Below are 22,643 nucleotides of genomic sequence, written 5' to 3' on the forward strand. Positions count from 1 at the left end.
GGAGAACATCGTCATGAAGCGCTTCGTCATTCTGGGTCTCGTCGGTTCCGCCCTGGCGCTGTCCGCCTGCGCCAGCCTCGCGCCCTACGGCGCCCAGCAGGGACCGGGCGGCCAGGGCTTTTCCGAGCAACGGATCGAGACCAACCGCTATCGCGTGACCTACAACGGGGTCGGGGCGCCCGGTCCCGTCGCCGATTTCGCCCTGCTGCGCGCGGCCGACCTGACGACCCAGGAAGGATACGACTGGTTCGAAGTGGTGCAGGCGTGGACGGACGGACGGCCGGGCGGCGCAGGGGGCGTGCGCCCCAGCGTCTCCATCGGCGGCGGCAGCAGCCGGTATGGCGGCTATTCGGCGTCGGGCGTCGGCGTGGGGGTGGGCCTGAACCTCAGCGGGCCGCAGCCGACCTCCACCACCTTGGAAGTGGTGCTGGGCCGTGGGACCAAGCCGGATCGCCCCAGCGTCTATGACGCCCGTTCGATACAGGCCTCCATTCCTCGCTGACGCCGTCGGACTGGCGAGGCGGCGGGAACGTCGTATAAGCCGGCCATGATCGCACGTTTGCTGATAGTCGCCGCCGGCGGCGGACTGGGGGCCATGGCCCGATATGGGCTGGGCCTGGCGGTCGGGCGGCTGGCGCCCAACGCCGCCTGGCCCTGGGGCACCTTCCTGGCCAATATCGTCGGCGGCCTATGCATGGGCCTGCTCGTGGGCTGGCTGGCGCTGCGCGGCGGCGCCCAGCAGGAGGCCGTTCGCCTGTTCGCAGCGGTGGGGGTGCTGGGCGGGTTCACCACCTTCTCCTCCTATTCGCTGGAGGCGGTCCTGATGATCGAGCGGCGTCAGATGGGGCTGGCGGCCGCCTATGTCGGCCTGTCCGTGATCGCGGCGATGGCGGCGCTGTTCGTCGGGCTGACGATCGCCAGGCGCGCGTTCGGAGCGGTGCTGTGAGCGACCCCGCCGCCGCCGCGCCGAAGCGCGAAGTCCAGACCGTTTACGTCGCCGAGGACGAGGACGGCATCCGGCTGGATCGCTGGTTCCGTCGGCGATGGCCGCATCTGTCCAACATCCAGGTGCAGAAGATGGCCCGCAGCGGCCAGATCCGCGTCGACGGCGGACGGATCAAGCCCGAGGCGCGGCTGACCGCCGGCGCTGCGGTGCGCGTGCCGCCCATCCCGGACGACACCTCGCGCCAGGCGGGCGATCCGCACGCCCTGTCCGACAAGGACGTGGCCTTCGCCAAGTCGCTGGTCCTGTACGAGGACGACGTGGTCATCGCCCTGAACAAGCCGCACGGCCTGGCCGTGCAGGGCGGCACCAAGACCAGCCGCCATGTCGACCGCCTGCTGTCCGCCTGGGGCGAGGGGCTGGACCGCCCGCGCCTGGTGCATCGGCTGGACCGCGACACCTCGGGCGTGCTGCTGCTGGGCAAGGGACCCGAGGCGGCCAAGCGGCTGGCCGGGGCCTTTGCGCGGCGTCAGGCCAAGAAGACCTATTGGGCCATCGTCATCGGCAATCCCAAGCCCTATTCGGGCCAGATCGACATGCCGCTGAAGAAGACCGGCATCAACGACTTCGAGATGATGCGGCCGGCCGATCGCAAGGATCCTAAGGCGGAACCCGCCGAGACGGCCTTCGCCACCATCAGCCGGGCGGCGCACCGCGCCTCGTGGATGGCGCTGAGACCCTTCACCGGCCGCACCCACCAACTGCGCGCGCACATGGCCGGCATCGGCCACCCGATCCTGGGCGATCCGAAATACGGTGACGAGGCGTCGCGCGAACTGTCGGGCGGGTTGAAGCTGCAACTGCACGCGCGAAGCATCGAGCTGGACCACCCGTCCGGCGGCGTCCTGCAGGTCACGGCCCCCCTGAGCCCCGAGATGAAGGCCGGCTTCGCCCACTTCGGCTTCAGCGAGGACGAGGCCGAAGACGACCCGTTCGCGGGCGTGAGGAGGATGAGATGACGCAGCCGGTGGAGGCGGCCAAGGCGTTCATCGCTCAGGGCCGACCGCAGGAAGCCGCAGCCGTTCTGGCGCCCCTGACGCAAAGCAAGGACGCCGGTTACCTCTCTCTCGCCTATCATGCCGACGCCTTGAAGCGCCTGGGCCAGTTGGACGCGGCGGTCGAATTGGCCGAACGAGCACTCAAGGCCAATCCGAATAGCGTATCCGCGCGGCACAACCTGGCTTCACTCTATGGCGACTTGGATCGAAAAGCTGAATCCGAACGGTTGGCGCGGTCGGCGTTGGAAATCGGCGACGCGCCGGAAACCTGGGTGGTTCTAGCAAGGGCGTTGCAGGGACAGAACCGCTTCGAAGAGGCCGAGGACGCTTACAGGGCGGCGGTGAAGCGACGGGCGAACTATGCCGAGGCCTTGGCGGATTTGGCGCAGCTTCTTTGGATGAAAACCGAGGACCCGGCCCTTGCGACCCACGCGCTGGATATCGCCATCACGAATCATCCGCGTGACGTCGAACTGCGTGTTCGAAAAGCGCGCCTTCTCCAATATGCGGGCCAAGCGCGGGCTGGATACGACACCCTGACAGCCGGCCCGCTTGATCCGGTTGGCGAACTTACGGCAGCGCAACTGATACTGTCGGACGATCCCGATCGGGCCTTACGCCATGTGCAGCGGGTCGCGTCTGCGGCGCCGGAGGCTGCTCCGGTCCGGCTGGGCCTGGCGGAATGCCTGCTCGCGCTCGCAAGGCCGCGCGAGGCTATCGTTGAGATCGAGGCGATGCGTCGCGCCTCTCCCAACGACCAGTTGGCCATCGCTCTGCAGGCCACGGCCTGGCGCATGATGGGGGATCCGCGATACAACGCCCTTTACGACTACGACGCGTTTGTACAGCCAACGCTTATAGACACGCCGCCGGGTTGGCCCGACCTTGCCGCCTATTTGAGGGATCTGGCTGAGGCCCTCGAGCGCCTGCACGTCCTAAGGACCCATCCAGTGGGACAGTCCTTGCGGGGCGGTTCGCAGACTACGGCATCTCTGACCCGCAGCGAGGATCCTGTCATCCGGACTTTCTTTAAGGCGATCGACGGCCCTATCCGGCGCTACATGACCGCCATCGGCTGCGGAGCCGATCCCTTGCGAGCGCGCAACACGGGCGACTATCGCATCGAGGGATGTTGGTCCGTTCGCCTGCGCTCTAACGGCTTTCACGCCAATCACGTCCATCCGCGCGGCTGGCTGTCTTCGGCCTGCTACATCCAACTGCCGAAGGCGGCGAAGGCGGGCGGCCACGAGGGCTGGATCAAGTTCGGCGAGCCCGGAACGCCGACCGGCGGTGGGCTGGCCGCTGAGCGCTACGTCGAGCCGTCAGAAGGCCGGCTGGTGCTGTTTCCCTCTTACATGTGGCATGGCACGATGCCATTTTCAGGCGACGATCACCGCATGACGATCGCATTTGATGTCGCACCGACGTAAAGCTTTCCTCGCGTTCAGATCGAGCTGATAATGGCCTGATGTCGGAAACTCCAGTTACGTCGGCTGCGCACCGAGGCTATGTCGAAATCTCCAAGGAGCAGGTGCGGCGCTTCTGGAAGGACGTGCAGGTTACTCCTGATGGCGATCGGTGGGCCGTGCAACTGGATGGCCACACGCCCAAGACGCCCGCCAAGAATCCGTTGATAGCGCCGACGCGCGCCGTCGCCCAGATTATAGCCCAGGAATGGGCCGCCCAAGAGCAGATCGTTGATGCGACGTCGATGCCTGCGACAAGGCTGGCGTCAACAGCCATCGACCATATCGGGTCTGTTAGAGAGGCAGTCGCCGATGAGATCGCCGCGTATGCCGGTTCCGATGCGATCTGCTACCTGGGTGAAGGCGCGTTACAGCGGCGACAAATCGAGAAATGGACGCCTTGGCGCGCCTGGGCCCAACAGGAACTTGGCATAGACCTCCGACCGGTGATCGGCGTTTTACATCACGCGCAACCTCAAGTCTCCCTTGATAGGGTTCGCACTCTGGCCCTTTCGTTGGACGACTTTCAGCTTACCGGACTGGCGACGGCGACGACCCTGTTCGGCTCGACTGTGCTCGCTCTGGCTTTGCTTGAAGGCGCGCTTAGCGGAGAAGAGGCGTTTGACCTGTCCCGATTAGAGAGCGCGTTTCAAGAGGCGCAGTGGGGTGTGGACGCCGAGGCGGCGGAGCGCGCGGAAACGATGAGGCGCGAGGCGGGGGTTCTTGAGCGTTGGTTCAGAGGCTTGGCCGAATGACGTCCGTCACACGCCGTTCCGTTGTCGTAACCGGCGCCGCGGCGGTCCTGAGCCTTCCGGTCGCAAGCCGGGCCGGCGCGGCCGTTTACGCCGACGCTCGATTGATGGCGCGGCCTGGCGCCCACAGTCTGCCCTTCGGCGGTGGGACGGAAAATCTGCATCTGGATCGGCGCGATGCTGTGCTGTTCGCCTCCGAAAACCGTGACCCGGCGGCAGTGACGCCGCTGATCCTGGCGCTACATGGGGCCGGGCAAGTCGGCTTGGACATGATCGAGCCGTTGCGAGCCCTGGCGCGTCGCCGCGGCTTCGCGGTTCTCGCGCCCACCGCTCGCGGCGACAGCTGGCGGCTGCGTCATGGTCCGGTTGGGCTAGATGCGGCCTTCATCGACCTGAGCCTGCAGACGGCTTTTGATCGACTTGCCGTCGATCCGGCGCGGATCGCGGTTTTGGGGATGTCAGACGGCGCTTCCTACGCCCTGTCTTTGGGTTTGGCGAACGGAGATCTTTTCAGCGACGTCATAGCGATGGAACCGCTTCGATTTCGCACCCCCACAACAGTAGGTGCGTCGCGCTATTTCATATCCATAGGCCGTCGAGATGAGGTGTCGGGCCTCGTCAACGTCGTTCAAATGGCAGATGATCTGAAAGCTCAGGGTTTCGATGTCGAATTGGCCGAACACGGCGGCGGTCATGTCATGGACCGAAACCACTTGAGCAGGGCTATCGATCGGTTCCTGACTTAACTCACCAGTCCCTTGCGTTCGTCAGCCGTCAGGTGGCGCCAGCGGCCTTCGGGGAGGTCGGAGAGCCGCAAGGGGCCGATGCGGACGCGCTGAAGGTCCACGACTTCCAGGCCGACAAGGTCGCACATGCGGCGGATCTGGCGGTTGCGGCCTTCCTTGAGGACGAAGCGCAGCTGTTGGCCCTGAACCTGGGTGACGCGGGCGGGCTTCAACTGGCGGCCGTCCAGTTCAAGGCCGTGGCGAAGCCGGGACAGCCGAGCCTCGGTCACGGCGCCGTCGACGACGACCAGATACTCCTTGTCCAGATCGGACTGGGGGCCGATCACCGCCTTGGCCACGACCCCGTCCGAGGACAGCAGCAGCAGGCCGCGCGAATCCTCGTCCAGGCGGCCGATGGGGGGCAGCGAGGCGTCGCGCGCCGGCGCGGCGCCGTCTCCCATGCGGTTGGCCGGGGTCAGCAGGCGCACCGCGGGCGTCTTGCCCGGTTCGGGCTGACCCGAGACATAGCCGACCGGCTTGTTGAGCAGGATCGTGACCCCCGCCGCCAGCGCCGCCTCGGCCCGGTCGTTCAGGATCAGGGTCTGGCCCGGCGCGATCTTGCGGCCGGCGTCGGCGACGACCTCGCCGTCGATGGTCACCAGGCCGTCCGCGATCAGGCCTTCCGCCTCGCGACGCGAGCAGACGCCGGTCTGGCCCAGCCACTTGTTCACCCGCACCGGGGCGTCGCCGTCATAGGTTCGGGTAAAGGCCATCAGCGTCCGTCCATGCCTCGGCCTGTCTAGGTCGGGCCCGACCTGGCGGCAAGCGCGATGGCGGCGTCAGGATCACGATGGGGACATCCGCGCCGCGCCAGGTTGAATTGGCTCGGATTCAGACTATATCTGTCGCCATTCCACAAATGAGCCAGAGTGCGAGCCGACGATCGTCGATCTCGTCGATTGTCCGTTTTCTGGCCCGATGTGTTCGTGGTTCGTCGCCGCAGGGCGTCGAGCGAGATTCTTTATTGAAACCCTCGAAGGAGACGTCTTGTACGCTCAACGCAAATCTTCCGCCGCTCCCCGTCGCAATGGCTATAACCGTCCGGTTCCCACCCGTCTTCGCATGGGCCTGGTGATGCGGCGCGGCATGGACTTCGGCGAACTGGGCGACGTGGAGGGGGCGCTTCGGGCCGAAGGCGTCGGTCTGGCCCCCATCTCCACCGGCGACGCCAGCCTGTCGGCCGGCGGCGTGACCGTCCTGGCCACCGCCACGGCCGAGGACATCGCCGACGGGCGGGTCAAGGGCCTGGTCGTGCCGGGCGGCGCCGCGGACGAGGCCGGACTGGCCGCCGTGCGCTCGCTGATCGACCTGGCGCGCGCCAATTCGGTGCCCGTCATCGCCTTCGCCGACGGCGTGGCGCTGGCGGCCGAACGTTTCGGCGTGCCCGCCGACGCGCCGGCGGCGGTGTTCCGCGACGGCGACGTGGTGGAAATGAGCGATCGCGCCGCCCTGACGCCGGCTGTCGGCGGCATTTCCTGACCTAGAGGCGCCGGAACAGCAGCATCAGGTTGTTGGCCGGCATCTGGACGCGGCGCGTGGCCGCGAGGTCGTGCGTTCGGGCCAGGGCCTGCACCGCTTCGCGGTCGCGCAGGCCCCAGGCCGGGTCCCGGGCTCTCAGGCTGTCGTCGAAGGCCTGGTTGGACGCCGCGAGCGGGTGATCGGCCTCGCGGTAGGGGCCGTACAACACCAGCAGGCCGCCCGGCCGACGCAGTCGGGCGCCCGCCAGTCGCATCAGCCCCTCGGTCGCCGACCAGGGGCTGATGTGCGTCATGTTCGCGCAAAAGACGGCGTCGTACGTCTGGTCGGGCCAGGTCGCCTCGTCGGATGCGTCCAGCGCCAAGGGCGCGCCAAGGGACGATGCGCCGGCCTGCGCCCTCCAGGCCGAGATGCTGGCCCTGGCCTCGGCGCTGGGGTCGCTGGGCTTCCAGTCGAGACCCGGCAGGGCCGAGGCGAAGACCGTCGCATGCTCGCCGGAGCCCGAGGCGATCTCCAACACTGAACCCCGCGCCGGCAGGTGGGCGCGCAGGACGCCCAGAATGGCGTCGGCGTTGCGACGGGCCGCGGGCGAGGTGATCGCGCCGTCGGGCAGGGCGGCGATGGCGTCCAGGGTGTTCATGCCCCGACTGATAGCGCGTCGAGAACCGCCTGGCTTGGGCGATCTGTCGGCTTGCATTCCCCGGACCGGAGGTCGATTTGGGGCGGGTGACGACGACCTCTCCTCCCATCGCGATCATCGGCGCAGGCGTGCTGGGCCTGTGCGCCGCCTTCGAACTGAGCCGACGGGGCCATGCCGTGCGGGTGATCGATCCCGGCGGCGCCAACGCCTCGTCCGTCGCCGCGGGCATGATCGCGCCGGCGATGGAGGCCGCCATAGATCAGGCCGCGCCGGAACAGGCGGCGCTGTTCCGGGCCGGTCGGGACCTGTGGCCGGCGTTCGCCCAGGCGGCGGGGATTTCCCTCAACGCCCGACCGGCGGAATGGCGGGGGCCGCAGGCCGGGGAACTGGCGGAACGCATGGCGGCGCTGGGTTTCGCGGCGCGCCGCGACGGCGACACGCTGGTCACCGACGAGGATCTGCAGGTCGAGCCGGAGCAGGCCTTGGCGGCGCTGCGGTCCGCCCTGGGCGCTGCGGTCGTGAACGGCGAGGTCCTGCGTCTGGAGACGACGCCGTCGGCCTGGCGACTGCGCCTGGACGGAATGACGCTTGAGGCGGCGGCCGTCGTCCTGGCGACGGGGGCCGGCCCCGCCATCCCCGGCGCCCCGCCCGAAGCCCAGCGCCTCGCCGACCTGATCCAGCCGATCAAGGGCCAGATCGGCCGTCTTCGATCCCGACCGGTCGCTCATGTCGTGCGGGGCCCGGGCGCCTATGTCGCGCCGATGGGCCGGGGCGCCGTCGTCGGCGCCACGATGGAGCCAGGACGCCGCGATCTCGACGCCGATCCGGCCTCGGCGCAGCGGCTTGTCGAGGCGGCCGAGCGCGTGCTGGGCCGACCGCTGGACTCCGCCGAGGTCGCTTGGGGCGCGGGCGTGCGAGGGGCGTCGCCGGACGGACTTCCCCTGGCCGGCGCCGTACCGGGCGCGGACGGCCTGTTCCTGGCCCTGGCGCCGCGCCGCAACGGCTGGCTGCTGGGGCCCCTGGTCGCCGGGGTCGTCGCCGATGCGATCGAGGGCCAGGCGTCGGAACACGCCGCCGCCCTCGATCCCGGACGGTTCTAGTCGCCCATCGCGAAGCGGACGGTGAAGTTGACCGTCGCGCCGTCCACCGGCCGGCCGTCGACCGTGCGCGGGTTCATGCGAAAGTCGCGCGACAGGCCCAGGGCCGCGCGGCCGAAGCCCAGTCCGCCGGGCGTCTCGCCGGCGACCCGGCACCCGGTCAGGCCCCCGTCCACCCGCACCACGCAGCTCAGGCTGGCCGCGCCCGAGACGCCGCGTTCGATGGCGCGCTGGGGATAGGCCCGCGCCATCTGGGCGGCCGAGGGCCGGGCCGCCCAGGTCGGGTCGTTGATGACCGAGGGCGCGCGAGGCGGCTGGGTCGTCGCCGCGCCGGCGCCGCCCTCGACGCCGTTGACCGCGCTGCTGACGATCACGGCCTGGGAGGGAGCGCCGGTCGCCACGGGCGTTTCGGGCGGGACGAACGGCGACACCAAGTCCGTCGGCGCAATGGCCAGCGGCCTGTGCACGGGCGTCGGCGGGGCCGGGGGCGTCGGGCTTTCCACCTGGGGCGGAAGCACGGGACGGGGCGGCGGGGCCAGGGTGATGGTGGTGGTCGGCGGCGTCGTCTGGATCGGCGGGGCGGCGATCTCGAACCGCTGATTGTACAGGGCGATCGCCACGCCCACGTGAAGGGCGACCGAGACGCCGATCGCGCCCCACATCCAGCCCGGCAAGGGTTTTCTCTGTTCGCCGAAATCGATCGGACTGATCAGGCCGGGACCCCCGGCGGCGCGTATCATCATGACGTCAACTCCCGCTCTCGCCGCCCCCGCAGCGCCCGCAAGTCAGAGTTGAGCGCGCGACTTGTGGCGGGTTTGGGGCGGAAGGCGGCCGGCCGACCAAAGGCTAAGCCGTTAACGCCGTCGTTAACGATTAGGGATTGATTAACCCTGTTCGGCCACCGTCGAGCCGTCATGAGCATCGGCGCGATTCCCTCTGGAGGCGGTGTCGAGGCGGCCATCCGGCGCGCCTCCAACGTCGTGGGCGTCGACTTCGACTTCATGATGAAGACCGCCCAGCGCGAAAGCGCGATGAACCCGTCGGCGCGGGCGCGCACCTCTTCGGCGGCGGGGCTTTTCCAGTTTATCGAACAGACCTGGCTCTCGACCGTCAAGAAGCATGGGGCCCAGCACGGCTACGGCCAGTACGCCGACCTGATCCACAGGGGCGCGGACGGGCGCTGGCGGGTCGAGGGCTCGGCGCGCAACGTCGTGCTGGACCTGCGGTTCGACCCCCAGGCGGCCTCGGCCATGGCGGCCGAGCTGACCGCGTCGAACGCCGCTTATCTGCGGGGCCGGACCGGACGGGAGCCGGGCGCGGGCGACCTGTACGCGGCCCATTTTCTGGGACCGGCGGGCGCCGCCCAGCTGATGGAGGCGATGGACCGCAATCCCGGGGCCAGCGCCGCGGCCCTGTTCCCCGAGGCGGCGCGCGCCAACCGCAGCATCTTCTATACCGGCGGCCGCCCGGCCTCGGTCGCCGAGGTGCACGCCAATCTGCAGCGCTCGGCGGGGCAGGGGACGCCCGCCGCCGGCGCCGGGGACGGATCCTCTTCCACGCCCGTTCTCGGCGAGCGGGATCAGCTGCTGGCGGCGCGCCTGGATCGGCTGAAGCAGGATCAGGGTCTGCTGGCCCTGCTGCTGGGGCAGGACGGATCGTCGACGAGCGGCTTCGGCGGCGCCTTCTCGCCGTTCGACAAGGAAACGGGCTGAGCGGTCGATCCTCGATGGTAAACCGGGCGTTAAACATGTCAGGGTCATGCTGCGGCCCAGACGCCGATTCCGCCCGAGCTCCATGACCGCCTATCGCGCCCGCCTGACCGAACTGGATATCCGCCGCCTGGTCCAGGCCGCGGACGAGGACGAACGGGCCGAGGCCGCCCACAAGCTGTGCCGCAGCATGGAGCGCGCGCCGCTGGACGAGGCGGGGCGCGTCGCGGCGCAGAAGATCATCCGGCTGCTGGCGCAGGACGCCGCCGAACTGGTCCGTCGCGCCATGGCGGTGACGCTGAAGGCCTCGGACCTGATTCCGCATGACGTGGCGCGCCGGCTGGCCGCCGACGTCGACAGCATCGCCTTGCCGATAATCGGCGCCTCGCCGGTCTTCACCGACGGGGATCTGATCGAGATCGTGCGCGCCGGCTCGACCCTGCGCCAGGCGGCGGTGGCGGGGCGCGGGCGGGTGTCGCGCGACGTCGCCGGCGTGATGGCGGCCGAGGCGAACGAGCAGGCGGTCCGCATCCTGGTCGCCAACGACAATGCGGATCTGTCCGAACAGGCGCTGTCGGTCGTGGTCGATCGCTTTCCGCAATCCGAAGAGGTCGTCGCCGCGATGGCCTATCGCCAGGCCCTGCCGCTGCATGTGACGGAGCGGCTGATCGAACTGGCCAGCGACGCGGTGCGCGATCATCTGATCCACGCCCACGCCATCGCGCCGGAGACGGCCATTCGCCTGGCGACCTTCGCCCGCGAACGCGCGACCGTGGACCTGATCGACCAGGCGTCGTCCACGCCGGATCTGGGCGCCTTCGTGGCCCAGCTGAACGCGCGCAAGGCCCTGACCCCGTCGCTGATGCTGCGCGCGCTGGCGCGGGGACAGATGGCGATGGTCGAGCATGGGCTGGCGGAGCTGGCGAACACGCCGCACAGCCGCGCCTGGCTGATGGTGCATGACGCGGGGCCGCTGGGGCTGAAGGCCATCTACGACCGGGCGGGGCTTCCGCCGCGCCTGTTCCAGGCGTTCCGGTCCGGGGTGGACACGTGGAAGGCGCTGTCGGCCGAAGGGATCGACACCTCGGGCGACGTCTTCCGCCAACGCATGCTGGAGCGGTTCCTGACCCAGCGGCCCAACGCCATGCGCGACGATCTGGTCTATCTGATGGAGCGGTTGGACCAGCCCGCCTATCGGGCGCAGATCGCCGCCGCCAACGCGGCCTGAGATACAAAAAGGCCCGCCGATAGGCGGGCCTCTTCGATTCGTCCTGTCAGCCGGCGATCAGGCCTGGCGGTGCTCGGCGACCTTGGCTTCAAGGGTTTCGGCCAGAACCCGGCCGGTCGGATGGTCATCGGTCTTGATCTGGTCGCGCACCACGGCGCGGATGGCGTCGATATGGGCGTCCAGAACCACGACGGGCGCGTTCATGCGCGTATCCGCGTCGTCCAGCAGGCGGCACAGCGACCCGGCGATGCGCGTCACCAGCGGATATTCGTAGGTCGTGCCCAGGCCCTTCAGGTCGTGGGCGCGGAAGTAGAGGGCCTCGGCGGTCTGGGGCGTGTAGCCCTGGTCGCGGATGTCCGCCTGGGCCTGATCGAGCTTGGCGACCTCGTCGTTCAGCCACTGGCTGAACTGGGCCGACATGGCCTTCAGGGCCTCCTCCGCCTTGGCGATGGCGTCCGCATTGATGCCGAAACCGCCGCCGACCTTCATGCGAAGGGTGTTGGGCGGGCGGATGACTTGCGCGGAATTGCTCATGGCGTACTCCCTACGATCTGCGGCGACGCTAGGGCATCTGCCTTAAGAAGCCGTGACCGCTCACTGGGAGAATTGCTCGGCCATGACCCGCTCCTCATAGGATCGGCCGGCGTCGAACAGCATGGTCAGGGCCACGTCGCGGCGCTCTCGCACCTCCACCCGCGCCACGCGCCGCACTTCGAAGTTGTCGGCGGTGGCCGAGACCGGACGCTTGTCCGGCTCCAGCACCTCGAAGGCGACCTTGGCCTCGTGCGACAGCAGGGCGCCGCGCCAGCGACGCGGCCGGAAGGCGCTGATCGGCGTCAGCGCCAGGATGCGCGCATTCAGCGGAATGATGGGGCCGTGCGCCGACAGGTTGTAGGCGGTGGAGCCGGCCGGCGTCGCGACCATGCACCCGTCGCACGACAGCTCGTCCAGCCGCACCCGGTCGTCGATGGTGATGCGCAGCTTGGCCGTCTGGCGGGTCTGGCGCAGAAGCGACACTTCGTTGATCGCCAGGCCGGTGTGCACTTCTCCGCTCTCGGTCCAGGCGTCCATCTGCAGGGGATGGATGACCGTCCGCTCGGCCGAGGCGATCCGTTCGGGCAGGTCATGCTCGCTGAAGTCGTTCATCAGGAAGCCGACCGATCCCCGGTTCATGCCGAACACGGGCGTGCGGCGTCGCAGGTTGGCGTGCAGGGTCTCCAGCATCTGGCCGTCGCCGCCCAGGGCGACGATCACATCGGCCTCGGCTTCCGGTACGGCCCCATAGCGCGCGGCCAGGGCTGCACGAGCCTGCTGCGCTTCCGGGCGGTCGCTGGCGACGAAGGCGAGGGTCAGGGTCACGCGGGGACGTGAACCGAGCTTGGCGGCGATGTCAAATGCCCGCCGGCCTTTCCATCATCTGGCGGAAGGCGCGGGCGGCGGCCGCGCCGCCCAGGGTGGTGGGGGTCCAGCCGCCCTGGCCCGGCAGGCCGCCGGACAGATGACGGACCTCGGTCAGCAGCGACGGAAAGACCGCGCGGTCGACGCCGACGGCGATGCACGCCAGATACAGGGGTTCGGCCGTGGGGGACCGGATCGCGCCGCGCACCTGGGCCAGGCTGAAGCCGCCCAGCGCCATCAAGGCCTGCTCGAACAAGCCGAAGCGCTGTTCGCGCAGCGCCCGCACCAGAAGGCCGGGACGAAGCTGGCCGGCGCTCTTGAGCTTTTCGACCAGCCGACGTTCCATTTCCTGGCGCTCCAGGTCCTCGGCCCGCCCCGACGGTTGGGGCACGGTGCGACAGGCCGCGCCGCCGGCGGCGACGTGGGCGGCGTCCTGTATCGCGGCGTTCAACAGCCGGTCGTCGATGCGGAACCGTTCGCTGATCGACTGTCGCAGCGCCTGGCCGACCCACTGATAGAGCTGCTGGGCCATCTCTTCGCTCAGGCGGGGATGGCGGGTCAGGGGCGCGCGCAGGCCGGCGATCCGCTGCGAATGGGCCACCAGCCGCCGCATCGCCGCCTCGCCGATCTCGGCGGTGCGATTGGAGGCCAGGGCGGTCATGGTGACCGCCTCGCCCCGGTCGATGATGGCCTCGACCACGGGTCCGGCCAGGTGCGGACGTCGCGCGACCGCGATCTGATGTTCCAGGGTGGACTCGATCAGGACGCGCAGCAGGTCGGCGTCCTTGAGCAGGGGGCTGGCCAGGATGACGGGACGCGCGATCTCGATCTCGTCCAGGGCCAGCATGTTGATCAGCGCCGGCGGCGCCCAGGACGCGTCGGCCAGACGCTCGGACAGCAGCTGGCGCACATCCCGCTCGGCCTGGGCGGCCAGGGTGACGAAGATCTCGCTGAGGACCGGCTCCATCTCGCTGCCGGGCGGGGCGGCGTCGCACAGGGCGACGACGCCGAGCAGCAGCCGCTGGCGGTCGTCCGGCGATCGGCTGTGGGCCAACTGCAGCAGACGCGACACGTCGGCGGCTCCCGAAGCGTCGGAGGACGGCCTGAACTGTAGAACAGCGGACACGGCGGCTCCTGGCTCCAGGATGGAATCACGCAAAGGACTGTGCCGTCAGGGTCGTGAAGGTGCGGTTAACGAGGTGTGAAACGGAAGGGTTAACGGCCGGCGGCTGGCGCGGATTCGGTTGACGCCGAGGCGGCGACGGGGGACGCTGCGGGCAAAGCCCAGCAGAGGCAGGAGGAATGGCAATGGCGGACGGCGCCCCCGTTTCGATGAAGTCCCGCGTGAGCGAAGCCGAATGGCGGACGCGCGTTGAGCTGGCCGCGCTCTACCGGTTGGTCGCCCTGCACGGCTGGGACGACATGATCTTCACCCACATATCGGCCCGCGTGCCGGGGCCGGAGCATCATTTCCTCATCAATCCGTACGGCTTCTATTTCGACGAGATCACGGCCTCGTCCCTGGTGAAGGTGGACCTGGACGGCGACATCGTCGGCGAGACGCCGTATTTCATCAATCCCGCGGGCTTCACCATCCACTCGGCGGTCCACGCCGCGCGCGAGGACGCCAAATTCGTCATCCACCTGCATACGGTCAACGGGGTCGGAGTGGCGGCGCAGCAGGGCGGCCTGCTGCCCATCAGCCAGAACGCGTGTTTACTGCAGCATCAGGTTGCGTATCATGGTTATGAGGGGTTGGCCCTGAACCATGACGAGCGCGAGCGTCTGGTGGCCGACCTGGGGGACAAGCCGCTGATGCTGCTGCGCAACCACGGCACATTGGCGGTCGGGGAGACCGCGGCGCAGGCATGGATCGGCATCTTCTTCCTGGAACGGGCCTGCGCGCAGCAGGTGGCGGCGCTGTCCGTCGGGCGCGAGCAGGTGCTGATCGCGCCCGACGAAGCGCAGGCCGAGACGAAGGAGCAGGGACGGGGGATCGGTTTCATCTCCGCCCTGGCCTGGCCCGGCGCGCTGCGTCAGCTGGATCGAAAGTCGCCTGGCTACGACGTCTGAGCCTGGCCGCCGGCGGCGCCGTCGCGATCGCCGCTTCGCAGGCGCACGCCAGCGCCTGGGTCATGCCGCGCGGACAGGGCCAGGCGATCGTCAAATATGAGCGGATGGAGGCGCAGACCGCCTTCGATCCCGCCGGGATCGAGCAGCCGCTGCAGGCGCTTCGACGCGACGACGCCCTGGCGCTCCACGCCGAATACGGCGTCGCCGATCGGCTGTCCGTCCAGCTCAAGGCCGAAGTGCAGTCGGGAGAGGACGCCTTCGTCGACTACGAGGGCCGCGGGCCGATCGAGCTGGGCCTGACGTGGCAGGTTCACCGCGGCGCCGCCGGGGCCGTCAGCGCCTACGTGGGCTACGCCCAGGCCGGGGTCGGGCGAAACGCCGGCTATGCGCCTCCGGGCGTGGGCGAGCACGATTGGGAGGCGCGGGTTGCGGCCGGACGCAGCTGGGGGCCGGCGCGCGGGCTGGACGGCGTCTTCGTGGAGGCGCAGGCCGCGCGGCGGCTGCGCGACCAGCTTCCGGACGAGACCCGGCTGGACGCCACGGCGGGCGCCCGCTTCGCCGGGCGCTGGATGGCGCTGGCCCAGGCCTATGGCGGCGCGGCCGACGCCGGGGCGCGGTGGCTGTCGGTGGAGGCGTCGCTGGTGCGCGACGCCGGCGACTGGAGCCTTCAGGCGGGATGGCGGCGCACGGTGGCGGGCCGCGAGACGCCGATTTCCAGCGGGCCGATCGTCGCGGTCTGGCGACGGTTCTGAAAAGAGGCGATTTCCGCGACGGAAACGGCCGGGCGGCGCGTTACAGAGACTTAATCTTGCGTTGGCGGCGCCAGCCGTTAAGCGTGCGCCACTCCCCCGTCTTGCGAGTCTCGCGTGATCAAACGGCACTTCTTCCTCATCGCGGCCGCGGCGCTGCTTGTCCTGATGGTCGTGGCCGCGATCGTGCGGATCACCTTCGCCTCGTCAGGGCCGGAGGGCGCGGCCGGTCCCGCGGGCGGCGCGCGACACGCGCAGCAGGTGTCGCAGGTCGAAGTGACGCAGCGCCCCTTCTCGGACCAGATCCGGGTGCTGGGCGTGGCGCGGGGCGCTCGCTCGGTGAACATCACCTCGTCGACGACGGAGCTGATCACGCGGGTGATGTTCAAGGACGGTCAGCGCGTCAGCGCCGGCGCGCCGCTGGTCGAGCTGCAGGCGCTGGAAGAGGACGCCGCCATCATCGAGGCGCGCGCGCAACTGGCCCAGGCTCAGCGCGAGTACGACCGGTACAAGGCCCTGGCGGACCGGGGCGTCGCGCCGCGCGTGACGGCCGAGAACGCCGAAACCGCCCTGGAGAGCGCCCGCGCGTCGCTGGAGGCCGCGCGTGCGCGGCGCGGCGACCGGGTCATCCGCGCGCCTTTCGCCGGCACCCTGGGGCTGACGACGATCACCCCCGGCACCCTGATCAATCCGGGCGCGGTGATCACGACCCTGGACGACACCTCGACGATCCGCGTCGATTTCCCCCTGCCGGAACGCTATTTGAACCAGCTGCGACCCGGCACGCCGATCGTGGCGACCGCCGACGCCTATGGCGACGAGCCCTTTTCGGGCCGGATCGACCTGATCGACACGCGCGTCAATGAGACCACCCGCGCCGCGACGGCGCGGGCCGTCTTCCCCAACCCGGGCGGGCGCATCCGCCCCGGCATGCTGCTGCGCGTCGCCGTTCAGCAGGGTCAGCGCCAGGCGCCGTCGGCGCCGGAGTCGGCGATCCAGTACGAGGGCGCCGGCGCCTTCGTCTATCGGATCGCGCGCGGCGACGACGGATCGACCGCCCAGCGCGTCGAGATCGAGACCGGCGCGGTCGAAAACGGTTTCGTCGAAATCCTGTCGGGGATCGAGCCCGGCGACCGGATCGTGGGGTCCGGCCTGAACCGCATCCAGCCGGGCTCGCCGATCGTCGTGGCCGGCCAGGGTCAGAACCAGGCCCAGCGTCAGCCCGCGGCGCAGGGCGCCGCCCGATGATGTTGTCCGATGTTTCGGTCCGGCGGCCGGTCTTCGCCGCCGTGGCCGCGATTGTGCTGTGCGTGATCGGCGCGGCGGCGTTCTTCTTCCTACCGGTGCGCGAGCTGCCGGACGTGGATCCGCCGATCGTGTCGGTCAACACCACCTACGCCGGCGCCTCGGCCGAGGTCATCGAGAGCCGGATCACCGAACCGATCGAACAGCAGATCGCCGGCATCCAGGGCGTCGAGCGCATCAACTCGACCAGCCGCGACGGTCGCTCCAACGTCAACATCGAGTTTTCGCTGGACCGCAATATCGACGACGCCGCCAACGACGTGCGCGACCGCGTCAGCCGCGTGGTCGGCAACCTGCCCGACCAGGCCGATCCGCCCGAGGTGGCCAAGGCCGACTCAGACAGCCAGCCGATCATCATCGTCTTCCTGCGGTCCACGACGATGAACCGCCTGCAGCTGACGGACTACGCCGACCGCTATCTGGTCGACCGGATGGCGACCGTGCCCGGCGTCGCGCAGGTGAACATCTACGGCGACCAGCGCTATTCGATGCGGATATGGCTCGACCCGGCGGCCCTGGCGGCGCGCGGCCTGACGGTCACCGACGTCGAGACGGCGCTGACCACACAGAACGTGGAACTGCCGGCGGGTTCGCTGGAGTCAACGGACAAGGACTACACGGTCCGGGTGGCGCGCAACTACGCCCGGCCCGAGGATTTCCGCCAGCTGCCGATCGGCACGCGCGGCTCCGCCTCGGCGTCCAATGCGGTGGCGACCGGGACCGGCAGCGGCTCCTCGGCCATCATCCAGGGTCAGCCCACCTATGTGACGCGCCTGGGCGACGTGGCCCGCGTGGAGGAGGCGCCGGAGGAGGAGCGTCGCCTGTTCCGCGGCAACGGCATGGATCAGATCGGCCTGGCCGTGACGCGTCAGGCCCAGTCGAACGACCTGGCCATCTCCGAAGGCGTCCAGAAGATGATCGAGGAGATCCGGCCCAGCCTGCCGCCGGGCGTGACGATCGAGGTCGGGTCGGACAATTCGGTCTTCACCTCCCACGCCATCGACGAGGTCTGGATCACCATCGGCATTTCGATGGCGCTGGTGGCCCTGGTCAACTTCATCTTCCTGGGCAGTCTTCGCGCGGCGCTGATCCCGTCGATCGTGGCGCCGATCTGCCTGCTGGCCACCTTCATCGTGCTGGCCCCGCTCGGCTTTTCGCTGAACCTGCTGACGCTGCTGGCGCTGGTCCTGGCCATCGGCCTGGTCGTCGACGACGCCATCGTGGTGGTCGAGAACATCCAGCGCCGGCTGGACCACGGCGAGCCGCCGCTGGTGGCGGCCGAGCGCGGGGCGCGGCAGGTCTTCTTCGCCGTGGTGGCCACCACCATCGTGCTGCTGTCGGTGTTCGCGCCCTTGCTGTTCCTGCCGGGGTATGTCGGGCGGTTGTTCGTGGAGCTGGCGGCCGCCATCGCCGCGGCCGTGGCCTTCTCGGCCTTCCTGGCGCTGAGCCTGTCGCCGATGCTGGCGTCCAAGATTCTGAAGCCCGCCCACGGCGGCGGCTGGGTCGCGCGGCGCGTCGACTGGGCCATGGACCGGCTGAAGACGTCCTACGGCCGTTCGCTGGATCTGCTGCTGGGCCGCCGCATCGCCGTCATCGGCGTGGCCGGGCTGATCGCCCTGGTCGCGGCGGGGGCGGTGGGGATGTTCCTGGTGCTGCCCAACGAGCTGGTGCCGGACGAGGACCGGGGCCGCGTCACCGTGCGCGTCGCCGGGCCCGAGGGCGCGGGCTTCGACTACACGCGCAAGATCATGATGGGGCTGGAGCCGCTGCTGGCGGAATATCGCGCGGACGGAGAGGCCGACAGCTTCCTGATTTCCGCCCCCGGCTTCGGCGGCGGCAGCTTCAACTCCGGCAATGCGGTGCTGGTCCTGTCGGATTGGTCCAAGCGCGACCGTTCGGCGGCGGAGATCGCGCAGGAGCTGAACGGCAAGCTGCGCAATCAGACCGACGCCCAGGTCAACGCCTCGACGCCCGGCGCCTTCCAGCGCGGCGGCGGCAATTCGAACTCCATCGAGCTGATCGCGACGGGCACGGACTATCAGCAGATCTACAACTGGCTTCAGCCGCTGCTGGCGGCGGCGCAGGGCAATCCCGGCTTCTCGCGGCCGCGCCTGAATTACGAGCCCAATTCGCCCCGGCTGCTGGTCGATGTCGATCCGCAGAAGGCGGCCGCGCTGGGCGTCTCGTCCCAGTCGATCGGCCGGACCCTGGAGACCATGTTCGGCTCACGCCGGGCGACCACCTACATCAAGGGCGGGCAGGAGTACGACGTCATCCTGCAGACCGACCGCGACAACCGGCGCGAGGTCGCGGACCTGGAGGCGCTGTACGTGGCGACCGGCGGCGGGCAGCTGGTGCCCCTGTCCACGGTCGTGAAGACCCAGACCACGGGCGACACGCCGGACCGGCGGCGCCTGGATCGCCAGCGCGCCATCACCCTGCAGGCCGACCTGAACCCCGGTATGACCATCGACGACGCGGTGCAGTTCTTCCGCGCCGAGGCGGCCAAGCAGCCGCAGGGCGGGGTGATCGTCCAGTGGGGCGGGGCGGCGCGCGATCAGCAGGAGGCGGGCGGCGCGGTCGTCGCGGCGTTCGGCCTGGCGCTGCTGCTGGTCTTCCTGGTCCTGGCGGCCCAGTTCGAGAGCTGGATCACGCCGGCGGTCATCATGCTGACGGTGCCGCTGGCCGCCGCCGGCGGGCTGTTCGGCCTGCTGATGGCCGGGTCCAGCCTGAACATCTACAGCCAGATCGGCCTGATCATCCTGATCGGGGTCGCGGCCAAGAACGGCATCCTGATCGTGGAATTCGCCAACCAGCTGCGCGACCAGGGCCGCTCGATCCGCGAGGCGATCATCGAATCGTCCTCGCTGCGCCTGCGTCCGATCATCATGACCTCGATCGCCACCGCCTTCGGCGCCCTGCCGCTGGTGCTGTGGCAAGGGGCGGGCGCGGGCAGCCGCCAGACCATCGGCGTGGTGATCTTCACCGGGGCGATCTTCGCGACGGTGCTGACCCTGTTCGTGGTGCCGGTGATCTACGGCCTTCTGGCGCGCTTCACCAAGTCGCCCGAATATACGGCGCGCAAGATCGAGGAATGGGAGGCCCAGGAGATGCGCGAGGGCGGCCCCAAGCCCATCGCCGAAGGCTGATCAGGACGCCGGCGTCGGCGACGGCGTCGGCCGGTAGCCCGTCTCCACCTTCAGGAAGGCGATGACGTCGCGCCTGTCCGTCGCGTCGGGCAGTCCGGGGAAGGTCATCTTGTTGCCCGGCAGGAAGGTGCGGGGGTTCTGCAGCCAATGATCCAGGGCGGCGGCGTCCCAGGTGAAGTCCGCCGTCCGCATGGCGTTGGAATAGTTGTAGCGCGGCCGTTCGCCGGCCTTGCGGCCGAACACGCCGTAGAGGTTCGGCCCCGTCATGTCCGCCCCGCCTTCGCCCAGCGTGTGGCAGGCGCGGCAGCGGGCGAAGGCCCGACGACCGTTTTCCAGGTCGCCTTGGTCGTAGGGGGCGGGAAGGGCGGCCAGAAGCTCGGCCTTCTCTCCGTCCGTGAGGACGCGCGGCGGCTTGGCCGGCGCGCTCTGCGGCGCGTCGCCGCCGTCGCCGCACCCGACGAGGGCCAGGGGCAGGACAAGGATCGCGGCAAGGGCGAGGCGGGTCATGGTCGGCTCCGATTTGGACGCCCTTGATAGCGCACCGGCGCGACGCGGCAATTGGGCAGGCTGTCCTGCTGGACGGCGAGCGGTCGCGGCTGATAATCACTGTCAGAACATCGCGGCGCGGACGGCGGCCGCCTCATCGAGCGTAGATTTTGACCGATATCATCAAGCTGAGCCAGGCCCGACGCGGCGACCGCGGCGTCATCGTCGAGGTGGGCGGCCACACGCATCACCAGGCGAACGGGGTGGAGTTGGAGCGCCGGCTTCTGGAACTGGGTTTCGTCGAGGGCGCGCGGGTCGAACTGCTGCACGAGGGTCTGTTCGGCCGCGACCCCATCGCCATCAGGGTGGACGATATGCGCGTCGCCCTGCGCCGACACGAGGCCGCCAGCCTGACGATGAAGCGGGATCTCGCCTGATGGACATTGCGCTGAAGACGGCCCGCATCGCCCTGGTGGGCAATCCCAACAGCGGCAAGACCGCCCTGTTCAACGCCCTGACCGGCGCGCACCAGAAGGTCGCCAACTACGCCGGCGTGACGGTGGAGCGGAAGGAGGGGGTGGTGCGCGCCGCCGCCGGCCGTTCGATGTCGGTGCTGGACCTGCCCGGCACCTATTCCCTGCGCGCCCGCAGCCCGGACGAGGAGGTGACGCGCGACGCCGTGCTGGGCCGCCTGGCGGGCGAGACGCCGCCGGACGTGGTCGTCTGCGTCGCCGACGCCACCAACCTGCGCCTGGTCCTGCGCCTGATCCTGGAGCTGAAGGCCGTCGGCCGGCCGATGGTGCTGGCGCTGAACATGTACGACATCGCCCAGCGCCAGGGGCTGCGGATCGACCTGGACGGCCTTCGCGCCGAACTGGGCGTGCCGATCGTCACGACCGTCGCGACGCGCAGGCGGGGCGTCGACGACCTGATCGCCGCCATCGAGACCCAGGCCGAGATGGCCGCCCTGTCGGACAGTCGGTGGCGCAGCCCGGACGCGGCCGAACTGCGCGCGGCCGCCCGCGAGGCCGAGCGGATCATGAAGGCGCACGTGCGCCCGCCCGAGCGGCCCGACACCCTGACCGGCAAGATCGACGCCGTGCTGCTGCACCCCGTCGCCGGGCTGGCCATCCTGCTGGCGCTGCTGTTCGTCATGTTCCAGGCGGTGTTCAGCTGGGCCGCCCCGCTGATGGACGGGATCGAGGGCGGCATCGGCTGGCTGGGCGGCCTGGTCGCCGCGGTGCTGCCCGACGGCCTGTTGCAGAGCCTGATCGTGGACGGGATCATTTCCGGCGTCGGCAGCGTGCTGGTCTTCCTGCCGCAGATCCTGATCCTGTTCCTGTTCATCATCGCGCTGGAGGACTTCGGCTACATGGCGCGGGCGGCCTTCCTGATGGACAAGATCATGGGCGGCGCCGGCCTGCACGGCCGGGCGTTCATTCCCCTGCTGTCCAGCTTCGCCTGCGCCATTCCCGGCGTGATGGCGGCGCGGGTGATCGATTCCAAGCGCGACCGCCTGACCACCATCCTGGTGGCGCCGCTGATGACCTGTTCGGCGCGGATCCCGGTCTATACGCTGATCATCGCCGCCTTCATCCCGAACGAGACGGTCTGGGGCTTCGCCAATCTGCAGGGGCTGGTGATGTTCGGCCTCTACGCCGCCGGCATCGTCAGCGCGCTTCTGGTGTCGCTGGTCATTCGCAAGGTGTTCTGGCGCGGCGCGGTCGAGCCCTTCATGATGGAGCTGCCGACCTACAAGGTTCCCGACCTCAAGAGCGTCGCCTTCAACCTGTGGCTCCGGGCCAAGATCTTCCTGAACCGGGCCGGGCGGATCATCCTGCCGGCGGTGACCATCCTGTGGGTGCTGGCGACCTTCCCCTATCCGCCCGAGAACGCCACGCTGCCGGCCATCGACTATTCTTTCGCCGGCATGATCGGGCGAGCGCTGGAACCGATTTTCGCCCCCATCGGCTTCAACTGGCAGATGGTCATCGCCCTGATCCCCGGCATGGCGGCGCGCGAGGTTGCGGTGGCGGCGCTGGGCACGACCTACGCCATCGCCGACGCCGAGAACGCCACGGGCCTGCTGGCCTCGACGCTGGCGGCGCAATGGTCGCTGGCGACGGCCCTGTCCTTCCTGGCCTGGTACATCTTCGCGCCGCAGTGCGTGGCGACGCTGGGCGTGGTCCGGCGCGAGACCAACTCGCTGAAATGGACCTGGATCATGATCGGCTACATGTTCGGCCTGGCCTATCTGGCGTCGTTCGTGACCTATCATGTGGCGAGGGCGCTCGGAGGCGGCTAAGGCGAGGGGAGACGCCCCCGCGAG

At 69.5% G+C, this 22,643-nt stretch carries 23 protein-coding genes; 16 read left to right on the forward strand and 7 right to left on the reverse strand.

What is annotated here, in order from left to right; genetic code table 11:
- The first annotated feature begins 13 nt into the window (after window positions 1–13).
- From M8231_RS06325 to M8231_RS06350, 6 genes are read left to right on the forward strand one after another with little or no spacing between them, the layout of a single operon-like run.
- On the forward strand, window positions 14–502 hold the full coding sequence (locus tag M8231_RS06325) for a CC0125/CC1285 family lipoprotein (protein ID WP_249750735.1): 489 nt from the start codon (window positions 14–16) through the stop codon (window positions 500–502).
- A gap of 48 nt (window positions 503–550) precedes the next feature.
- Entirely contained in the window at window positions 551–946 is a 396-nt protein-coding gene (gene crcB / locus M8231_RS06330) for a fluoride efflux transporter CrcB (protein WP_249751826.1), read from the forward strand.
- Complete coding sequence (locus M8231_RS06335) at window positions 943–1,962, forward strand: RluA family pseudouridine synthase (protein WP_249750734.1); 1,020 nt, start codon at window positions 943–945, stop codon at window positions 1,960–1,962. The genes crcB and M8231_RS06335 overlap by 4 nt, the downstream gene beginning before the upstream one ends.
- A complete protein-coding gene (locus M8231_RS06340) occupies window positions 1,959–3,431 on the forward strand; it encodes a putative 2OG-Fe(II) oxygenase (RefSeq protein ID WP_250202467.1) in 1,473 nt (490 codons plus the stop codon). The genes M8231_RS06335 and M8231_RS06340 overlap by 4 nt, the downstream gene beginning before the upstream one ends.
- 38 nt (window positions 3,432–3,469) lie before the next feature.
- Complete coding sequence (locus M8231_RS06345; protein WP_250202468.1) at window positions 3,470–4,222, forward strand: ATP12 family chaperone protein; 753 nt, start codon at window positions 3,470–3,472, stop codon at window positions 4,220–4,222.
- Window positions 4,219–4,965, forward strand: coding sequence for an alpha/beta hydrolase (locus tag M8231_RS06350; RefSeq protein WP_249750729.1), 747 nt, complete (start codon window positions 4,219–4,221; stop codon window positions 4,963–4,965). Before M8231_RS06345 ends, M8231_RS06350 begins: the two co-directional genes overlap by 4 nt.
- On the opposite strand, the gene M8231_RS06355 is transcribed toward M8231_RS06350, so the two are convergent.
- Window positions 4,962–5,717 (reverse strand): pseudouridine synthase, encoded by a 756-nt coding sequence (locus tag M8231_RS06355; RefSeq protein WP_250202469.1) that lies wholly within the window; start codon window positions 5,715–5,717, stop codon window positions 4,962–4,964. The genes M8231_RS06350 and M8231_RS06355 overlap by 4 nt on opposite strands.
- A gap of 274 nt (window positions 5,718–5,991) precedes the next feature.
- Between M8231_RS06355 and M8231_RS06360 the strand changes: the two genes are divergently transcribed.
- Window positions 5,992–6,483: a hypothetical protein gene (locus tag M8231_RS06360; RefSeq protein ID WP_250202470.1), complete on the forward strand. Its 492-nt coding sequence runs from the start codon at window positions 5,992–5,994 to the stop codon at window positions 6,481–6,483.
- Between the two features lies 1 nt (window position 6,484).
- Here the strand turns inward: M8231_RS06360 and M8231_RS06365 are convergent, their stop codons facing one another.
- Window positions 6,485–7,120 (reverse strand): DUF938 domain-containing protein, encoded by a 636-nt coding sequence (locus tag M8231_RS06365; RefSeq protein WP_249750727.1) that lies wholly within the window; start codon window positions 7,118–7,120, stop codon window positions 6,485–6,487.
- An 86-nt stretch (window positions 7,121–7,206) separates the two neighbouring features.
- Here M8231_RS06365 and M8231_RS06370 point away from each other — a divergent pair, with 86 nt between their 5' ends.
- Window positions 7,207–8,220: an NAD(P)/FAD-dependent oxidoreductase gene (locus M8231_RS06370; RefSeq protein WP_250202471.1), complete on the forward strand. Its 1,014-nt coding sequence runs from the start codon at window positions 7,207–7,209 to the stop codon at window positions 8,218–8,220.
- Here M8231_RS06370 and M8231_RS06375 read toward each other — a convergent pair.
- Window positions 8,217–8,960: a TonB family protein gene (locus tag M8231_RS06375; protein ID WP_249750725.1), complete on the reverse strand. Its 744-nt coding sequence runs from the start codon at window positions 8,958–8,960 to the stop codon at window positions 8,217–8,219. The genes M8231_RS06370 and M8231_RS06375 overlap by 4 nt on opposite strands.
- 171 nt (window positions 8,961–9,131) lie before the next feature.
- Here M8231_RS06375 and M8231_RS06380 point away from each other — a divergent pair, with 171 nt between their 5' ends.
- A complete protein-coding gene (locus tag M8231_RS06380; RefSeq protein WP_249750724.1) occupies window positions 9,132–9,929 on the forward strand; it encodes a transglycosylase SLT domain-containing protein in 798 nt (265 codons plus the stop codon).
- Between the two features lie 82 nt (window positions 9,930–10,011).
- Window positions 10,012–11,154 carry a SpbR family protein gene (gene spbR / locus M8231_RS06385; RefSeq protein WP_250202472.1) on the forward strand — a complete coding sequence of 381 codons (1,143 nt, stop codon included), beginning with the start codon at window positions 10,012–10,014 and terminating at the stop codon, window positions 11,152–11,154.
- Between the two features lie 57 nt (window positions 11,155–11,211).
- On the opposite strand, the gene M8231_RS06390 is transcribed toward spbR, so the two are convergent.
- From M8231_RS06390 to M8231_RS06400, 3 genes are read right to left on the reverse strand one after another with little or no spacing between them, the layout of a single operon-like run.
- Window positions 11,212–11,688, reverse strand: coding sequence for an Hpt domain-containing protein (locus M8231_RS06390; protein ID WP_249750723.1), 477 nt, complete (start codon window positions 11,686–11,688; stop codon window positions 11,212–11,214).
- Window positions 11,689–11,748: 60 nt separating this feature from the next.
- Complete coding sequence (locus tag M8231_RS06395) at window positions 11,749–12,513, reverse strand: NAD kinase (RefSeq protein WP_250202473.1); 765 nt, start codon at window positions 12,511–12,513, stop codon at window positions 11,749–11,751.
- Between the two features lie 31 nt (window positions 12,514–12,544).
- Window positions 12,545–13,678 (reverse strand): DUF2336 domain-containing protein, encoded by a 1,134-nt coding sequence (locus M8231_RS06400; protein ID WP_249750721.1) that lies wholly within the window; start codon window positions 13,676–13,678, stop codon window positions 12,545–12,547.
- 182 nt (window positions 13,679–13,860) lie between these two features.
- On the opposite strand from M8231_RS06400, the gene M8231_RS06405 reads away from it, so the two are divergent.
- The 4 genes from M8231_RS06405 to M8231_RS06420 all read left to right on the forward strand — a co-directional run bounded on the left by M8231_RS06405 (window position 13,861) and on the right by M8231_RS06420 (window position 19,828).
- Window positions 13,861–14,625 (forward strand): class II aldolase/adducin family protein, encoded by a 765-nt coding sequence (locus tag M8231_RS06405; protein ID WP_250202474.1) that lies wholly within the window; start codon window positions 13,861–13,863, stop codon window positions 14,623–14,625.
- A 62-nt stretch (window positions 14,626–14,687) separates the two neighbouring features.
- Window positions 14,688–15,377: a hypothetical protein gene (locus M8231_RS06410; RefSeq protein ID WP_249750720.1), complete on the forward strand. Its 690-nt coding sequence runs from the start codon at window positions 14,688–14,690 to the stop codon at window positions 15,375–15,377.
- Window positions 15,378–15,491: 114 nt separating this feature from the next.
- On the forward strand, window positions 15,492–16,622 hold the full coding sequence (locus M8231_RS06415) for an efflux RND transporter periplasmic adaptor subunit (protein WP_249750719.1): 1,131 nt from the start codon (window positions 15,492–15,494) through the stop codon (window positions 16,620–16,622).
- A complete protein-coding gene (locus M8231_RS06420; protein WP_250202598.1) occupies window positions 16,622–19,828 on the forward strand; it encodes an efflux RND transporter permease subunit in 3,207 nt (1,068 codons plus the stop codon). The genes M8231_RS06415 and M8231_RS06420 overlap by 1 nt, the downstream gene beginning before the upstream one ends.
- On the opposite strand, the gene M8231_RS06425 is transcribed toward M8231_RS06420, so the two are convergent.
- Entirely contained in the window at window positions 19,829–20,335 is a 507-nt protein-coding gene (locus tag M8231_RS06425) for a c-type cytochrome (protein ID WP_249750718.1), read from the reverse strand.
- 149 nt (window positions 20,336–20,484) lie between these two features.
- On the opposite strand from M8231_RS06425, the gene M8231_RS06430 reads away from it, so the two are divergent.
- Both M8231_RS06430 and feoB read left to right on the forward strand, forming a co-directional pair.
- Window positions 20,485–20,751, forward strand: coding sequence for a FeoA family protein (locus tag M8231_RS06430; protein WP_249750717.1), 267 nt, complete (start codon window positions 20,485–20,487; stop codon window positions 20,749–20,751).
- On the forward strand, window positions 20,751–22,619 hold the full coding sequence (gene feoB / locus M8231_RS06435) for a ferrous iron transporter B (RefSeq protein ID WP_249750716.1): 1,869 nt from the start codon (window positions 20,751–20,753) through the stop codon (window positions 22,617–22,619). The genes M8231_RS06430 and feoB overlap by 1 nt, the downstream gene beginning before the upstream one ends.
- Window positions 22,620–22,643: the final 24 nt, after the last annotated feature.

The organism is Brevundimonas albigilva (assembly GCF_023573565.1).
In the GTDB taxonomy this organism is placed as follows: domain Bacteria; phylum Pseudomonadota; class Alphaproteobacteria; order Caulobacterales; family Caulobacteraceae; genus Brevundimonas; species Brevundimonas albigilva.

Excerpts from the sequence above, each read along its gene's own strand:
- M8231_RS06325 (WP_249750735.1), top strand. The coding sequence starts at position 14 with ATGAAGCGCTTCGTCATTCTGGGTCTCGTCGGTTCCGCCCTGGCGCTG.
- M8231_RS06340 (WP_250202467.1), top strand. The coding sequence starts at position 1,959 with ATGACGCAGCCGGTGGAGGCGGCCAAGGCGTTCATCGCTCAGGGCCGA.
- M8231_RS06345 (WP_250202468.1), top strand. The coding sequence starts at position 3,470 with ATGTCGGAAACTCCAGTTACGTCGGCTGCGCACCGAGGCTATGTCGAA.
- M8231_RS06350 (WP_249750729.1), top strand. The coding sequence starts at position 4,219 with ATGACGTCCGTCACACGCCGTTCCGTTGTCGTAACCGGCGCCGCGGCG.
- M8231_RS06355 (WP_250202469.1), bottom strand. The coding sequence starts at position 5,717 with ATGGCCTTTACCCGAACCTATGACGGCGACGCCCCGGTGCGGGTGAAC.
- M8231_RS06365 (WP_249750727.1), bottom strand. The coding sequence starts at position 7,120 with ATGAACACCCTGGACGCCATCGCCGCCCTGCCCGACGGCGCGATCACC.
- M8231_RS06375 (WP_249750725.1), bottom strand. The coding sequence starts at position 8,960 with ATGATGATACGCGCCGCCGGGGGTCCCGGCCTGATCAGTCCGATCGAT.
- M8231_RS06380 (WP_249750724.1), top strand. The coding sequence starts at position 9,132 with ATGAGCATCGGCGCGATTCCCTCTGGAGGCGGTGTCGAGGCGGCCATC.
- spbR (WP_250202472.1), top strand. The coding sequence starts at position 10,012 with ATGACCGCCTATCGCGCCCGCCTGACCGAACTGGATATCCGCCGCCTG.
- M8231_RS06390 (WP_249750723.1), bottom strand. The coding sequence starts at position 11,688 with ATGAGCAATTCCGCGCAAGTCATCCGCCCGCCCAACACCCTTCGCATG.
- M8231_RS06405 (WP_250202474.1), top strand. The coding sequence starts at position 13,861 with ATGGCGGACGGCGCCCCCGTTTCGATGAAGTCCCGCGTGAGCGAAGCC.
- M8231_RS06410 (WP_249750720.1), top strand. The coding sequence starts at position 14,688 with ATGCCGCGCGGACAGGGCCAGGCGATCGTCAAATATGAGCGGATGGAG.
- M8231_RS06420 (WP_250202598.1), top strand. The coding sequence starts at position 16,622 with ATGTTGTCCGATGTTTCGGTCCGGCGGCCGGTCTTCGCCGCCGTGGCC.
- M8231_RS06425 (WP_249750718.1), bottom strand. The coding sequence starts at position 20,335 with ATGACCCGCCTCGCCCTTGCCGCGATCCTTGTCCTGCCCCTGGCCCTC.
- feoB (WP_249750716.1), top strand. The coding sequence starts at position 20,751 with ATGGACATTGCGCTGAAGACGGCCCGCATCGCCCTGGTGGGCAATCCC.